The sequence below is a fragment of the Paraburkholderia denitrificans genome (genome assembly GCF_042655705.1).
Classification (GTDB): domain Bacteria; phylum Pseudomonadota; class Gammaproteobacteria; order Burkholderiales; family Burkholderiaceae; genus Paraburkholderia; species Paraburkholderia denitrificans.
Map to the genome: position 1 here is coordinate 46,294 of NZ_JBHSMP010000003.1, position 16,344 is coordinate 62,637.

A 16,344-nucleotide genomic window follows, 5' to 3' on the forward strand; every position below is an offset into this window, starting at 1 on the left:
CCGCCCGTCGCGAGCGCGCATGCGGCCATTCATTGAGCGATTCACGGCGGCGGCACGCAGTGATCCACCCGTGCTTCACGGACCCGGAAGGAATACACGACGGGTAATTCCGTGGACCGCGGCTCATTAGAACCATTCATCGGCCACCATTTTCGCGTGTAAATCCTCCCTGATTGCCCCCTTTTATCCGCCGCGTGATCCGGTAACCCATTTTCAAAACCGGACTAACCTGCAAAGGTAAAACGTTTGCTATAAAACTAGTTCAGTTTATATCGCCAGAACGTGCGAAACCGCGAGCAGCTTTGGTGGTGCGGCACCCTTTCTTTATTTGCCCCGGCGACGTCTGACTAAAACAACGCATTAACGCCCAGGGTTTTAAATGACTTCGAACTCCCCCGGAATTCGTGGTAACTTCGCCCCCTATAGACGGAGTCAAGCACCTGCGCGCAACGGCGTCTCTTGACAAATCCGCATTACCACAGATTGAATGGCGCGTGTCGATCTGATCTCCGACGATTCAATTTATCCGGGTACGGAAGTTGGCAAGTCTTGCACATAAGATGGTGCTCTCTACGCGAGAGGCTTTACATTCGACGGGGTGTTTCAAACTAATGCGCACGCTGGCCGCCTGCATCGCGGTCAGTGCGTATTCGCATGTCGCCTGTGCAACGCCTGCCGAGGCGGCGCTCACGATTGCCGCTGCAACGACCGGGCCGCGCCACATCAATCTCGCCACTTTCGACGCCGACAATCCGCCGATGGATCTGTTGCAGGCGTTCGACGCCGTCGTGCTCGATCCGGCACGCACATTCGATCCGGCCTTGCATCCGCTCGCGCATACGATTTACATCGCGCGCACGACGGCGCAGCCCGGTGAACCGGTCGCCGGTTTCATGGCGCAGGAAATTGCGCCGCTCTGGAATCGCGGCTTTCACGGCTTCGTGCTCGATACGCCCGCGGCACGCGATGCGATCGGCGCAATTCGCGCGGCGTATCCCGACGCCGCAATCGTGCTCGCTGGCGACGACGCACTGAATGCGGCGCGCACGCACGCCAAGGACATCTATGCCGTGCTGTCCGGCCCGTTTTTCAGCGCGCCGCAGGCCGACGACGCGGCGCCGGACCCCACACAGCCTGTTCCACAGCCCGTTCCGGCGCCGGGTGCGCTGCAAGCAGCGCAGGCGTTCACGCACGAGACCAGCATTCCGGTCGTCTCGCTCGAATACTGCCCAGCGACCGACCGCGCGTGCGCGCGCCGCACCGCTCAGCAAGTGCTGTCGGCAGGGCTCGATCCGTACGTGACCGATGCGGCGCAGGACGTCGTCGGCATCGGCCGCATCGAGGTGATGCCGCGCAAGGTGCTGGTCGTGCAGGACCGCGAAGCCGACGAGCAGATCGACTCCACGCCGGGCGTGCGCGTGCTCGCCACGCCGCTCAACTACCTCGGTTACGAAGCCCGGTATGCGGACATTACCGGCCCGCTGCCGGAGAACGTCACGCCCGACCAGTATGCGGGCGTGGTGGTGTGGATCCAGCACGGCGACGTCGACAACCAGATGGCGTGGCGACACTGGCTCCGCGAGGTCAGTAGCGCGCACGTGCCGATCACCTTTCTCGGCCAGTTCGGTTTCGCCGCGGGCGATTCGAGCGAGCTTCCAGGACTCGCCTCAGTGAACGGTCCGCTCAAGGGGCCGCTGTCGATCGCCGCGCGCGACCCCATGATCGGCTTCGAAGCGATGCCAGCGCCCGATCCGCGGGATCTGCCCAACGTACGCGTGACGAGCGCGGGCCGCTCGCTGCTCGGCATCGATGCGAACGGTACGCGCGTGGATGCCGCGGGCGTGATGCCGTGGGGCGGTTTCGCCCTGAACCAGTACACCGAGATATCGCTGAACGGCATCAACCAGGAGCGCTGGGTGATCCAGCCGATCGACTTCCTGAAGTCGACGTTGCGGCTTGCCGCGCTGCCGGGCCCGAGCGTCACGACCGAAAACGGGCGGCGTCTTTTGATGAGCCACGTGGACGGCGACGGCTTCGCCTCGCGCGCCGAATTTCCCGGCCCGGACTATTCGGGCGAGGCGCTTTATCAGCGCATCTGGACCCGCTATCCGATCCCGACGACCCTATCGGTCATCGAAGGCGAAGTCGGCCCCGACGGCCTGTATCCCGCGATTTCGCCGCGTCTCGAAGCCATCGCGCGCAAGATGTTCGCGCTGCCCTACGTCGAGATCGGCACGCACACGTACTCGCACCCGTTCATCTGGGAGGAAGTCGACAGCAAGAGCGGCGGGCAAACCGACCGCGGCGGCTCCGACGCGGCGTTCTCGCTGAATATTCCGGGCTATCGCTTCAATCTCGACCGCGAAATCTTCGGCTCGATCAAGTACATCAACACGCGCCTCGCGCCCCCCGGCAAAAAGGTGGACGTGCTGCAATGGTCCGGCGACTGCATGCCGCCAGCCGTTGCCGTGAAGCGCACCTATGATGCGGGCGTATTCAATATCAACGGCGGCGACACGGTCATCACGCGCAACAACAACAGCTGGACGAACATCGCGCCCATCGGCATCGACAAGGGTCCGGGCGCGTACCAGGTGCTGGCGCCGAACCAGGACGAAAACGTCTACACGAACGACTGGCAAGGCCCGTTCTATGGCTTCACCCAGGTGCTGCAAACCTTCGACATGACCGACCGGCCACTGCGCTTCAAGCCGATCGACGTCTATTACCACATGTACAGCGGCACCAAGCTCGCGTCGCTGCGCGCACTCGACACGATCTTCAGCACCGTGCTCGCGCAGCCGGTGCTGCCCGTGCAGATCGCCGACTACGAGCGCAAGGTGCTCGACTGGCATACCTTTGCGGTCGCGCGCGAGGGCGACGCATGGCTCGTGCGCGGCAACGGTCACGTGCGCGAGTTGCACTGGGCCGCCAGCGACGTGCCGCGCATGAACGATGCGACAGGCGTCACCGGCTACGCACCGGGCCCGGACGGCACCTATATCCATATCGACGGCGGCAGCGCGCGTTTCTCGCTCGTCCGGTCCGATCCGAACGGCGCACTCCCGTACATCGCTCAGGCCAATGGTTTCGTGCGCAACTTCACGCGCACCGCGCACGGGCTGCACTTCGAATTCGGCGGCTACTACCAGCCGTTCGTCGCCATCGCGCACGCGGCACAGTGCCGTGCAAGTAGCGGCGGCCGCGCGCTCGCCACGCAACGCCAGGGCGACACGCTGCGCATCGTCACTCCGGCAGTCCCCGGCGTGCGGGTAACGTACCAGCCCGTCGAGGTCGCCTGTGGCCAATGACCGGCCCCGCATCGCCACGACCTCCATGCTCGCGGGCGCGACAATCGCGCTCATGGCGGCGTTCGCCGGCACCTACAACGCGGCGCATCTGCGCTCGCGCGTGCTCGGGGACAACACGCCGAACGCGCTGAATACGGCCTACCTGGAAGCGTGGCTGCGCAGCGCGCCCAAGGACCCGACGTACCTGAAGGCGCTCGGCACCCAGTACCTCGGATTCGGCCGGCTCGACGACGCACAGCAGATCGCCACACGGCTCGCCGCGCTCGGCACGCCCGGCGAGCGCCGCGACGCCGACGATCTGCTGCTGCGCTGCGACCTCACGCGCGCCTTCGCGGCGGAGCCGCATTCATCCGACCGCGCGGTCCATATCGCCCATGCGCAGGCGCTGCTCAAGGCCATGGTTCCGGAAGCCTGGAGTGCTGACCAACTGCAATGGCTCGCGACCCAGGCGCTCGCCGTGAACGCACCGGCCACCGCCGCGCGCTACGACGAACGGCTCGTCGCGGCCGACCCCGCGCGCAAACTGCACTGGCAGCGCGAGGCGGCACGCTACGATCTCGCGACGGGCGCATACCGCGAGGCGGCATCGGCTTACTTCGTCGCCCAGGCGATGGCGTCGACCACGGACGAAGCACGCCGCGACTTCATCGCCGCCGTGCGCGCGCTCCAGGCGGGCAGTCTGCTCGACGACGCGCTGGCGCAGGGCGACGCGCACCTCGGCGCGCTCGCCAAAGACCGCGCCACGCTCGAAGTCATGCTCGAACTCGCGCGCGCGGCCAATCGTCCCGAACTCGTCGAACGCTACGCGCGCGCGCTCTTGCCGTTCGTCGCGCAGCGTACGCCCGAGGCTGGCGCGATACGGCTCGCCGCCGCACATGCAGCCGCACATGCCGCCGCCATGCCAACCGTCACGGCAACCGCGCACACTGCGTCCACCCGCCCCGGAACATCGCACGCAGCGCACGCAGTCTGGCTGCGGCTGCCCGGCATCGACCGCTTTGTGTCCGCGCCTGCGCACCGCGCAGCGGGCGGCATCGTCGAGATCGATTACGCGACCGCGCAACGGCCACGGCTCGTGCGGATAGCGGCATCGGCGCCCGCAGCAGTCGATAAACCGTTGCAGGACGACAAGCTCGCCCTCACGCTCTATCAGTCGTTTCTCGAAGCGAACGATCTGGCAGGCGCCGAAACCGTCGCGGCAAAGCAAGTCGCGCGCGCGGGCAGCGATCCCGAATGGCGCAAGCGCCTCGCGCAGGTCCAGGAATGGCACAACGAGCCGATGGCGGCGATGCAATCGTGGCTCACGTACGCCAAGGCAACCGACGACCCCGATGGCTGGCGCAACGTCCAGCGCATGGCGCCCATGCTGCACGACGACGAAGCCTATGTGCAGTCGCTCGTGCGTGCGTCGGACGCGGAGCCCGCCAACTTGTCGCTGGTCGACGGCGTGATCGCCGCCTACGAGCGGCTCGGCCGCCCCGAGGACGGGCTCGCCTTCCTGAAAGCGCGCGCGCACGGCGCACGCACGGAGGAGATCGAGCGCCGCTACGCGTGGCTGTCGCAGCGCAGCGGCCACTTCGACACGGCACTCGCGACCTACGAGGCGCTGCAGCAGGCCGTGCCGCACAGCTCCGAGTACGCCGAGCGCAGCGCGAACCTCCTGTATCAGCGCGGCGACTACGCGGGCGCACTCGCCGCGCTCAAGCGCGTGCAGCAGCCGGAAGGCGACGCCGATGCGCTCTACTGGCGCACCTACGCGCAGCTCGCGCGGCTGCTGGAGGACGACGCGGATGCCAACATCGCCTACCGGCATCTGCTGCTGAGCCCCGGCACCACCGCCGACGATTTCGCGGCGATGACCTTTTTCTACTACCCGTATCCGATCGACGCCGCGCGCACGGCGACGCGCAACTTCCGCTCGACGGGCGACGTCCAGGCGCTGCACGACGCGCTCACGTATTTCGTTGCCGCGCACGCGCTCGATGAAGCGGGCGCGCTGCTCGCCTCGCTCACACCCGCGCAACGCGCGGCCGCCGAGCGCAACCCGGAATTCCTCGCCGCGCGCGCCGAGTATGAGCGCCAGCTCAGCGACACCGGCGCGGCGCTCGCCGATCTGCGCCGCGCGGTGGCGATGTCGGGCGCGAGCAACGATACGCGCGCGGCGTACCTGTGGATGGCGGTGGATGCGGGCAGCGTGGATGAAGTGCGCGCGGCGCTCGAACGCTGGCGCAATCGCTCGCTTGAGGACGAATCGCTCTGGGGCCCTTATGCCGCCGGAGAAATGCAACTGAACCGTCCGGAAGCCGCCTTACGCTATCTGCGCCGCCAGGCCGCCTCGAACCAGAACGATCCGCTGTGGCTGCTCACGTATGCGGACGCGCAGGATATGGCCGGGCACACGGAGCAGGCGTGGGCAGTGCGGCGGCGCGTCTGGCTCGCGCTGCTGCACGAGACGCACGACGCCGGAAAACCAGATGCCGGGATACCAGGCGAAGGGAAGCCAGCGAAGCGCCTCACGACGCCCGCGCGCAACGAATGGGACGCGCGCCAGCAACTCCAGGCGCGCCGCGCGCTGCTCGCGCAGGAATTCACCGACGGCGACGCCGCCGCACGGCTGCTCGACGCCCTTTCGGCGCCCGCTGCGAAAGCACCCGACGACCCCTCCGCGGCCAGCCTGCTCGGCAATGCCGAAGGTGTCGCGCCGCTGCCCACGCCGAACGAGCGCGATGCGCAGTACCAGCGGCTGCGCCACGCGGTGGCGCGCGACGTCGCCGTCGCGTGGGCGCTCTCGGGCGAACGCAACGAAGTGGCCAGGCGCTGGCTCGCGCGCCGCTACGCAGCCGATCTCGCCGCCGACCGCAACGAGCGGCTCACCATCGCACTGGCCGAAGAAGACACGCGGCAGGTCACGCAGATTCTCGACACGCGCGGTGCGGCGCTGTCGCTCTATTCGCGCATCGACGCCGAGCGCCTCGTCGACCGCGAGGGCGCCGCGCAAGCGCATGCGTTCGCCGGTCTCGACGGCGCGCCGGACGACACCCAGTTGCATACGCGCCTCGTCGACACCTCGCTCTTCTGGAATCAGTCGATTGGCGCATCCGTCGAAAGCTATGTCGAGCACCCGCTCGACTACGTGCAGCAGACCATCGCGGCAAGCCTCAAGCTGAGCGACCATTACCTGATCGGCCTCACCGCGCGCCAGCGGTTCCAGCACAGCGCCGACGAGACGCAGCTCATCAACGTCGACAGCGTCGACCGCGCGGCAGCGTTCTATCTGCGCCGGCAAACGCGCGATGCAACCGTGAATGCGGCCTTCGGGCGGCGCGACGGACTCGACTCGTTCTATACGTTCCGGCTCGACGGCACGACGGGCAAGGCGTCGCCGCTTACGCTCACGGGCTCGATCGCACGCAACGCGCAAGCCGACGAAGTACAGACGCTGCTGGTCGGCGGCATGAAGGACCTGGCGACGGCCGGTTTCGCCTGGCAGATCGATTCGCGCTGGTCGTTCAACGCGAACATCGAAGCCGACCGCTTCTACAGCCAGGCGCGCAATTTCGTCGGCACGGGCATCGTCCAGCAGGCCGAAATCGACTACAAGATCCGCACCGATTACCCGGACTACACGCTGCGCCTCGTCGGCGCGCACGGCAGCTACAACGACAGCGGCCATCCGGACGCCCTGCTTGCGCGGCTCGTGCCGCCCGGCGCCGCCGGGCCCGGCGTCACCGCGTTCATGCCGAACAGCTACACGCAGTTCGGCCTCTACGCGGGCTTCGGCAACGACCTGGCCGAGCGCTACACGCACGCGTGGCGGCCGTATCTGGACGTCGGCATCGTGCACGACACCGTGCAGGGATGGGGCGTGGACGCCAATCTCGGCATCGCGGGATCGGTGTTCGGCGGCGACCAGGCCGCGCTCTATTTCCAGCGCGAGCAAGTCGCCCAGAACGGAACGGCCGTCACGCTGATCGGCGCGCGCTATCGCTGGCTGTATTGAAGCGCGATTTAAAGCGCGATTTGAAGCGGAACGGCGCACGCCGCCGGTAGGACCCAAGAGACAACCGACAATAGACAACTGACGAATCGAAAAGGAAGAACGCACATGAATGCAATCGCACGCATCCGCAGGAACTGGGCGCACGCGCTGGCCGCGGCATGCATGCTGGGGCTCGCCGCGTGTGCGAGCGTCGACTCGACGCCCGCACCGGCAATCGCTGCGACGGACAGCGTAGCCGTGCTGCCGCTTGCGAATCTCACGGAGACGCCCGATGCCGGGCGCGCCGCCCAGGCCATCGCGGCGAACACGCTGCGCAAGCACGGCTTCGCGAACGTGGCGGCCATGCCCGCCGCCGACAACGGTGCGACCTTCGACGCCACCACGCAGCCCGGCATCGAACAGGGCCTCGAATGGGCCCGCGCGCACCACGCGAAATTCGTCCTGAGCGGCGCCGTCGAAGAGTGGCGCTACAAGGTCGGCGTGGATGGCGAACCTGTCGTCGCGTTATCGTTCGAACTGCGCGAGTTGCCCTCGGGGCGCGTCGTCTGGAGCGCAACGGGTTCGCGCAGCGGCTGGAGCCGCTCGGCGCTCGGCGGTACGGCGCAGAGCCTCGTCGGCAAGCTGCTCGCGCCGCTCGCCGCGCACGGCTGAACGCGCCCAACACCGCCCAATACCGCCCAATGCGAGACGTAGATGGACACGCAGACCGTTAGCCCCGGCGAACAGACCGCACGCAAACCCGCCGGCCGGCGGCACCTGTACGAGCGCTCCCACGGCAACCCCGGCCGGCTGCGCAGCCTGCTCGCGCCGGTCGCGCGGCGGCGCTTCGCGTGGATCGAGGCCGCAGTCGTCACGATCGTGCCGCTCGCGCTCGCCTGGCTCGTCGATCGCGCCGACCCGCTCGTGCTCAAGAGCGGCTTCCCCTGGCTCTGGCTCGTTCCGACGCTCGTCGCGCTGCGCTACGGCGTCGCACCCGGGTTCACCTCGGCCCTGCTGTTCGCGCTGACCTGGGTGTTCGCCTACCCGGCCGGGACGCCGTGGCCTACGGCATTCTTTGTCGGCGGCGGCGTCCTCGTGATCCTCACCGGACACTTTGCCGACACCTGGAACGTGCGCGCCGACCGCGCCAATGCGGTCAACGACTATCTGAACGAGCGGCTCACCGCGCTCACCGACAACCACTACCTGCTGCGGCTCTCGCACGAGCGGCTCGAACGCGATCTGCTCACGCGGCCGACCACGCTGCGCGACTCGATCCACGAACTGCGCCAGCTCGCGGCGGGCAACGCCGCCGACGCGGCCACGAGCGAATCCGCTGCGGCCACCGGGGCAGCGTTGCCGGGCACGGCGCGGCTCGTCGAATTCATCGCACGGTCCTGCCAGATCGAGGTCGCGGCGCTTTACCCGGTGCACCACGGCAAGCTCGGACTCACGCCCCTCGCAACGGCCGGAGAGCCCTTCGATCTGGACGCCGCCGACCCGCTGCCCGCACTCGCCCTTTCGACCGGGCAGCTCGCCCACCTCAAATCGGCGGACGGCGCCGTGCGCGACAGCCGGTATATCGCCTGCGCGCCGCTCATCTCGGCCACCGGCGAGACGCGCGCGCTGCTCGTCGTGCAGCGCATGCCGTTCCTGTCGCTCAATCACGACAACCTCCAGTTGCTCTTCGTCCTGCTCGGCTACTACGGCGACGGGCTCGAATACGCCCGCGCGACGCGCGAACTCATCGAGGCCGTGCCAGGCTGCCCGACCGACTTCGGCCTCGAATACGGCCGTCTCGTGCGCCTGCACCGGCGCAGCGGCGTCGCATCGTCGGTGGTCGCCCTCGCCTTCCCGCGCGACGAAGCGCGCGACTCGCTGTTCGAACACGTCCTGCGCCGCGGACGCTCGGCGGATCTCGCCTGGACGCTGCAAACGCCGCAGCGTTCCGTGCTTCTGAACTTGATGCCGCTGGCCGATGCGACCGGCGTGTCCGGCTATCTCAACCGCATCGAGTCGAACCTGCGCAACCAGTTCGACACCGATTTCGAGCGCGCGCACATCGGCGTGCACACGTTGTTCGTGACGGGCGCGTCGGGGAACACGAATCTTGCCGAACTGCTGCAACGGGCGATGGGCCATGCGTAACGCGTTCGCGCTCCTCCTCGCCACGCCGGTTGCCGCGCTGCTGCAAGGCCTGGCCGTGTGGGGCGCGTTGCACCCGCCAGCCGGAATCGGCGCGCTTGCGTGCTTCTTGCTGCTCCAGGCGCCCGCCGCCGCCGCCGAGGCCGTCGTATTGCGCCGCATGCTGCCTGCCGCAAAGCGCGAGCCGCGGCGCGGCGCGCTCCTCCATCTCTGGGCGCTGTCGTTTTTCGTGCCGGGCGTGGGCGGGCTGCTCGAAGTGATCGCCAGCTACGCCGGCGCGGGGCTGGCGATTGCGCGGCCATCGCGTGAACTCGATCTCGTGGGGCGGCCCGAGTTCGTCTCGCACCTCGTCTCGCGCGTCTCGCACGCCGCGGGCGCGCGCGTGCAGGCGCGTCTCACGAACCGGCATGGCGCAACGGACGACCGCCTCGCCGCACTCGTTTCGATCCAGCAATTGCCGACCCGGACTACCGGCGCGCTGCTGCGCAATCTGCTCGCCGACCCGGTCGACGATCTGCGCCTGCTCGCCTACGGCATGCTCGACCAGGCCGAGAACGAGATCGTGAACCAGATCTTTGCCTGCCGCGACGCGCTCGAACACGAGCGCACCGAAGCGGAACAGCAGGCACTGCACCGGCGGCTCGCCGAACTGCATTTCGAGCTGGTCTATCAGCGGCTCGCGCAAGGCGATGTCTACCGCCACGCCATCGCCGAGGCCGAAAAGCACGCGCGCGCGGCGCAATCGCTCGCCAACGGCGAGCGCGACGCCGCGCTCTGCCTGCTGCTTGCGCGCCTCGCGCTCGCGCGCGACCGTGCCGACGAAGCCGCACCGCTCCTCGAGCGCGCACGCGAGCTCAGCTTTCCGCGCGAGCGGCTGCTGCCGTGGCTCGCCGAGGCAGCCTTCCGGCAAGGCCATCACGCCGAAGCGGCGGCTATCGTCGGCGAACTTGCGCGGCACGCCAGCACCCCGGCGCTCAAACCCGTGATCGATTACTGGACACGATGAACACATCGCTCTATCGCCGCGCCGCGCAAACCGATATCTGCCTGCTGCTCGAAGGCACCTTTCCCTACGTGCGCGGCGGCGTATCGAGCTGGGTCAACGACATGATCCGCGCCTATCCGCAGCGGCAATTCGGCATCGTCTTTATCGGCGGACGCAAGGAAGACTATCCGAAGCCCGCCTACCCGTTGCCCGGGAATGTCGTGCACTTCGAAGAGCACTTTCTCTACGGCACCGCGCCGGTCGAACCGAAGCAGCATCGCCGCAAGGTGCGCGGCGACCGCGAAGCCTTCGCGCTCTCCGCCACGTTCCATGAGCTGCTGCGCGAGCGCGACCGGCAGCCGGAAATCAGCGCCATGATGGTGGAACTGATCTCGATGCTCGCGCAGGGCGGAAAACTCGACGTTGACCAGTTCCTGCACAGCCGCGAATCGTGGGAATACATCGAGCAGGAGTATCGCGAGCGCTGCACCGACCCGTCGTTTACCGACTATTTCTGGACCGTGCGCAACATGCACCAGCCGCTCTGGCAGCTCGCCAACGTGGCGGCCCAGACCGTGCAGGCCAGGGTCTACCACACGATATCGACCGGCTATGCAGGCTATCTCGGCGCGCTGCTGCATCACCGCACCGGTCGCCCGCTCGTCGTCAGCGAGCACGGCATCTATACGAAGGAACGCAAGATCGACCTGCTGCAAAGCCGCTGGATTCGCGACAACCGCGGCGTGTTCGAGCGCGACATGTCCGACGTGAGCTATTTCCGCGACCTGTGGCTGCGCTTTTTCGAAGCGCTGGGGCGTCTTGCGTATGACGCCGCCGACGAGATCGTCGCGCTGTACGAGGGCAACCGCCAGCGCCAGATCGCCGATGGCGCGCGTGCGGCGCTGACGCGCACGATCCCGAACGGCATCGACGTCGATGCGCTGATGCCGCTCGTCGAACGGCGCACGGCGCGCACGCGGCACGTAGTCGCGCTGATTGGCCGGGTCGTGCCGATCAAGGACATCAAGACGTTCATCCGCGCCATTTTCATCGCCGCGCGCGCGATGCCCGACATCGAAGGCTGGATCGTCGGCCCCGAGGACGAAGATCCGGACTACGCGCACGAATGCCACGCGCTCGCGCAAAGCCTCGGGCTGGAACGCAACCTGAAGTTCCTCGGCTTCCGGCGCATCGACGAAGTCCTGCCCGAGATCGACGTGCTCGCGCTCAGCTCGATCAGCGAGGCCCTGCCCCTCGTGGTGCTGGAAGGCTTCGCTGCGGGCGTGCCCTCGATCACGACCGACGTCGGCGCATGCCGCGAGCTGATCGAAGGCGCCGATCCGGAAGATCGCGCGCTCGGCTCAGCCGGAGCAGTCGTGCAGATCGCCAATCCCGCCGGGCTCGCGAGTGCGGCAATCGACCTGCTGACCGACGAGCCACGCTGGCTTGCCGCACAACGTGCCGGAATGGCGCGCGCGCAACGTTATTACCGGCGCAGCCAGATGATCGAGCGCTACGAAGCCATTTACGCGCGCGCCAGCGCGCAACCGGAGCGCGGGCACGACGGATCTTCGGCAGGCGCGGCGTCGCCGCAGCCGGGCCACGCCGCGCGCGGCTGCCCGTTCCACGCGAAAACGCAAACCCTTGCACACGCAACGACGCGCGGCGGCACGCTCGCCGCGCTGCGTGCATTATTCAACCGGAGTCGCTGATGGCCGGTATCGGATTCGAACTGCGCAAGCTGATGGCCCGCGATACGCTGACCGGCGTCGCGCGCGCCTATCTCTACGCGGGCCTCATCAGCTCGGGGCCGATGATCCTCTCATGCTTCGGCATTCTGATCATCGGCACGCTGAGTTTTACCGTCGTGATACCGACTGTGCTCATCACACAGTTTCAGGTGTCGGTGACCTACATGATCGCGTTCAGCCTGATCGTGACGGGACCGCTGCAACTGTCGTTCACGCGCTTCGTCTCGGACCGGCTCTACGAGCAACGCGACGACCTCGTGCTGCCGAATTACCGCGCGATCCAGCTCGTCTGCTCGGCCGTGTCGGGCACGATCGGCATCCTCGCGATGAGCTTCGGCTTCGACGCAACGCCGCTCGCCTACCGGCTGCTGATGATCGCGGGCTTCGTGATCGCGAGCAATATCTGGATCGCCGTGATTTTCCTTTCGAGCATCAAGCAGTACCGGCAGGTGCTGTGGTCGTTCGCGATCGGCTACAGCGCCGTGGTCGGACTTGCGCTCGGACTGAACCATTACGGTCTGACCGGCTTGCTCGGCGGTTTCGTCGCGGGCCACGCGTTGCTGTTCCTGTGCCTTTCGACCATCGTGCACCGCCAGTATCCGGGTTCGCGCTACATCTCGTTCGAAGTGTTCAATCGCCGGCTCATGTATCCGAGCCTCGCCTGGGTCGGACTGATGTTCAATCTCGGCGTGTGGATCGACAAGTTCGTCTTCTGGTTCTCGGACGTCACCGGCACGCGCGTGGTGGGCTGGTTCCACGCGTCGGTCATCTACGACATTCCGGTTTTTCTCGCTTACGTGTGCGTGATGCCGGCCATGGCGGCGTTCCTCGTGCGCATCGAAGCCGACTTCGCCGGTTACTACGACGCGTTCTACGACGCGGTGCGCACCGGCGCCACACTGCAGCGCATCAACGCGATGCGCGACATGATGGTGCGCAGCGTGCGCACCGGTCTCGCCGAAATCGTCAAGGTTCAGATCGTCGTGGTCCTGCTAATGCTCGCGTTCGGCGCGCTGCTCCTCGGCGCGCTGCACATCTCGTCGCTGTACCTGCCGCTGCTGCTCGTCGACGTCATCGCCGCGAGCCTGCAGGTGCTGTTACTCGGCCTCTTCAACGTCATGTTCTATCTCGACACGCGCCGCGACGTGCTGCGGCTCGCCACCTTCTTCATCGTGCTCAATGCGGTCTTGACGATGGTGTCGATCCGGCTCGGGCCAGCCGCGTATGGTTACGGGTTCGCGGCGGCGCTGCTGATCGCGACGATCCTCGCCATACGCGCGCTCGACGCCAGGTTCGCCACCCTCGAATACGAAACGTACATGCTCCAATGAACGTTCAGCAGGCAAACATCATTCAAGCCGGAATGCCGGTACGCAAGGGCCTGTTCACATGAATCACAGCCTCGACAAGGCTCATAACCAGCGGTCCGCACGACGCCTTCTCTCACGCGGCGCACGGTTGATCTCTGCCGTGTTGTACGCATGTGGCGTGGCGTCCGCCGCGCACGCGGGCACCGACGGCGACACACCCGCGCCGGATCTGCGCGTGGCGTTCTACTACGGCACGACGCCGCCCGCCGCGCTGCTCGCCCACTACGACATCGCGGTCCTCGAACCGGACAGCGGATTCCAGCCGAACGAGCACCCGCTGCCCTGCACGCAGTGGTTTGCCTATGCGAGCGTCGGAGAGATGACCCCGCAGCGGCCGTACTTCGCGCAATTGCCGAAAGACTGGCTGAAAGGCCGCAACCGGAACTGGGCGTCGCACGTGGTCGATCAAAGCCGTGCAGGCTGGCCAGCGTTCTTCGTGCGCCACGTCATCGATCCGCTATGGGCGCGCGGCTATCGCGGCTTCTTTCTCGACACGCTCGATTCGTATCAGCTCGTGACGTCGACCGACGCCGAACGCGAACGCCAGCGCGAAGGCATCGTCCGTGTCATCCATGCGATCAAGACGAGCCACCCTGCCGCAAAGTTGATCCTCAATCGCGGCTTCGAATTGCTGCCGCAGATCCACGACGACGTGAGCGCCGTTGCGTTCGAATCGCTCTATCGCGGCTGGGATCAGGCGCATTCGCGCTATGTCGACGTGCCCCAGGCGGACCGAGACTGGCTGCTGGCCATGGCGCACACGGTGAAGGCGCGTTATGGCCTGCCGGTGATTTCGATCGACTATTGCGCGCCGGACGATGCCGCGTGCGCGCGCGAGACTGCCGCGCGCATTTCCGCCGACGGCATCGTGCCATTCATCACGGACGGAGCGATCCAGACGTTGCAGCAGGCAACGATCCCACCGCTACGCGAATCGGCCGCCTGTGCTCCGGCCAGATAGCCGTGGTTTATTTACCGTAAATGACAGCTCACGAAATAAGCGACACCTCGAATTTTTGAATTGTCGCTTCGCGATTCGCACCCGCCCAGCCTCAAGCCCTGGCTTCCAGCGCCGTAAACGACGGGTAGACACATTGTCTCCATTGCCCCGTTCGCTCCCCCGCACCCCCTTAAGTCAGGTATTTGTAATGTTCAGCAAAATCCAAGTGGCCGTCGGTATGCTATGCGTGCTCGCCGCTTTCTGCGTATTGCAACTCGTCACCGCCGGCCTGGGTTTCTGGTCGCTCGTGCGCACGCACGACGACGTCGGCGATCTGACGCGCGTCGCGCTCCGCCAGGAAACCGCGATTAACGAAACGACCCAGCATTTGATGGACGCGCGCATCAACACGTCGCGCGCGGGCACGCGGATGGTGCGCGGCGGCACCGAGCCAGCCGACATCGTCAACCACGCGCGCGAGCAATTGCAGCTCGCCGATCAGTCGTTTGCGAAGTTCGCGAACACACCGCCCGTCAACGACGAGAACCGCGCGCGCATGGATGCTATCGCGAAGACCTATCGCGCCTATCACGACGCGCTCGCCGAACTGACGCAGTACCTCGACGCCAACAATATTCAGGCGTTCCTCGACCAGCCCACGCAGTCGCTTCAGGACGCGTACCTGAACGACCTGCACACGTTCGTGCAGTTCAGCACGGCTGCGAGCCGCGCCTCGCTCGATTCGATCGACAGCCGTCTCGCGGTCTTTCGCGGCGTTGGCATCGGCATTCTGGTCGTGCTGGTCGTGCTCGCGGCGAGCGTTTACCTGTCGCTCAAGCGCGGCGTCGTCGCGCCGCTCGAGGAAGCGGGCCGCCACTTCGAACGCATCGCGCGCGGACATCTGGACGAGCCGGTCGTCGCACACGGCGCGAGCGAAATCGGCCATCTGATGCGCGGTCTCGCACACATGCAAAGCAGCGTCGCGCGCACGGTGCAGACGGTGCGCGAATCGGCCGATTCGATCCACATCGGCGCGGACGAGATCGCGACCGGGAATACCGATCTATCCGCGCGCACCGAAAACCAGGCCGCATCGCTCGAACAGACGTCCGCGAGCATGGCCGAGATGACGGGCACCGTGCGCCGCAACGCGCAGCATGCCGACGAGGCACGCGAACTCGCGAACGGCGCACTCGACGCGACCTCGCGCGGCAGCGCGGTGGTCAACGACGTCGTCGAGCGGATGCAGGCAATCGCGCAAAGCTCGAACAAGATCGCCGAAATCATCGGCCTGATCGACGGCATCGCGTTTCAGACCAACATCCTTGCGCTGAACGCGGCGGTCGAAGCCGCGCGCGCAGGCGACCAGGGCCGTGGTTTCGCGGTGGTCGCAGGCGAAGTGCGCGCGCTCGCGCAGCGCAGCGCGAACGCCGCGAAGGAGATCAAGGCGTTGATCGACGATTCGGTCGATCAGGTGCGCGGCGGCTCGGAACGCGTCGAACATGCGGGCGACGCGATGCGCGAAGTATCCGAATCGATCTCGCGGCTCGCACAGATGATCGGCGACATCAGCGAATCGTCGCGCGAACAGAGCACCGGCATCGAGCAGGTCAATCAGGCGATTGCGCAGATGGACCAGATGACCCAGCAGAACGCGGCGCTGGTCGAGGAAGCCGCGGCAGCCGCGATGTCGCTGCATCAGCAGACCCGGCAGATGAAGGATGCGGTGGCGGGCTTCCGGATCTCGCAAGCCGTGCTCGGCAGCGCCGAGCGCGGAGCCAATAAAAGCGATTACTTAACGGATGCTTAAGAAACGGGATCGTTACAAAAAATATAGATATAAAGGATGCGATAGACGTGGCC

9 protein-coding genes are annotated in these 16,344 nt (G+C 66.6%); all 9 read left to right on the forward strand.

Annotation, left to right across the window (positions count from 1 at the left end; translation table 11 throughout):
- Positions 1-611: 611 nt before the first annotated feature.
- The 9 genes from ACFPTO_RS00615 (at position 612) to ACFPTO_RS00655 (ending at position 16,291) form a co-directional block, all read left to right on the forward strand.
- Positions 612-3,311: a polysaccharide deacetylase family protein gene (locus ACFPTO_RS00615; protein ID WP_377708678.1), complete on the forward strand. Its 2,700-nt coding sequence runs from the start codon at positions 612-614 to the stop codon at positions 3,309-3,311.
- Complete coding sequence (locus ACFPTO_RS00620) at positions 3,301-7,311, forward strand: tetratricopeptide repeat protein (protein ID WP_377708680.1); 4,011 nt, start codon at positions 3,301-3,303, stop codon at positions 7,309-7,311. Before ACFPTO_RS00615 ends, ACFPTO_RS00620 begins: the two co-directional genes overlap by 11 nt.
- Positions 7,312-7,416: 105 nt before the next feature.
- Positions 7,417-7,962, forward strand: coding sequence for a penicillin-binding protein activator LpoB (locus tag ACFPTO_RS00625; protein WP_377708681.1), 546 nt, complete (start codon positions 7,417-7,419; stop codon positions 7,960-7,962).
- A gap of 42 nt (positions 7,963-8,004) precedes the next feature.
- Positions 8,005-9,438, forward strand: a complete 1,434-nt coding sequence (locus tag ACFPTO_RS00630; RefSeq protein ID WP_377708683.1) for a PelD GGDEF domain-containing protein — start codon at positions 8,005-8,007, stop codon at positions 9,436-9,438.
- Positions 9,431-10,441, forward strand: a complete 1,011-nt coding sequence (locus ACFPTO_RS00635) for a hypothetical protein (RefSeq protein ID WP_377708684.1) — start codon at positions 9,431-9,433, stop codon at positions 10,439-10,441. The genes ACFPTO_RS00630 and ACFPTO_RS00635 overlap by 8 nt, the downstream gene beginning before the upstream one ends.
- On the forward strand, positions 10,438-12,132 hold the full coding sequence (pelF, locus tag ACFPTO_RS00640; protein ID WP_377708685.1) for a GT4 family glycosyltransferase PelF: 1,695 nt from the start codon (positions 10,438-10,440) through the stop codon (positions 12,130-12,132). The genes ACFPTO_RS00635 and pelF overlap by 4 nt, the downstream gene beginning before the upstream one ends.
- Complete coding sequence (pelG, locus tag ACFPTO_RS00645) at positions 12,132-13,502, forward strand: exopolysaccharide Pel transporter PelG (protein WP_377708686.1); 1,371 nt, start codon at positions 12,132-12,134, stop codon at positions 13,500-13,502. Before pelF ends, pelG begins: the two co-directional genes overlap by 1 nt.
- 139 nt (positions 13,503-13,641) lie before the next feature.
- The gene (locus ACFPTO_RS00650; RefSeq protein ID WP_377708688.1) at positions 13,642-14,502 is read left to right on the forward strand and encodes an endo alpha-1,4 polygalactosaminidase; all 861 of its coding nucleotides are present in this window, start codon (positions 13,642-13,644) and stop codon (positions 14,500-14,502) included.
- A gap of 187 nt (positions 14,503-14,689) precedes the next feature.
- Positions 14,690-16,291, forward strand: a complete 1,602-nt coding sequence (locus ACFPTO_RS00655) for a methyl-accepting chemotaxis protein (protein ID WP_377708690.1) — start codon at positions 14,690-14,692, stop codon at positions 16,289-16,291.
- Positions 16,292-16,344 lie beyond the last annotated feature (53 nt).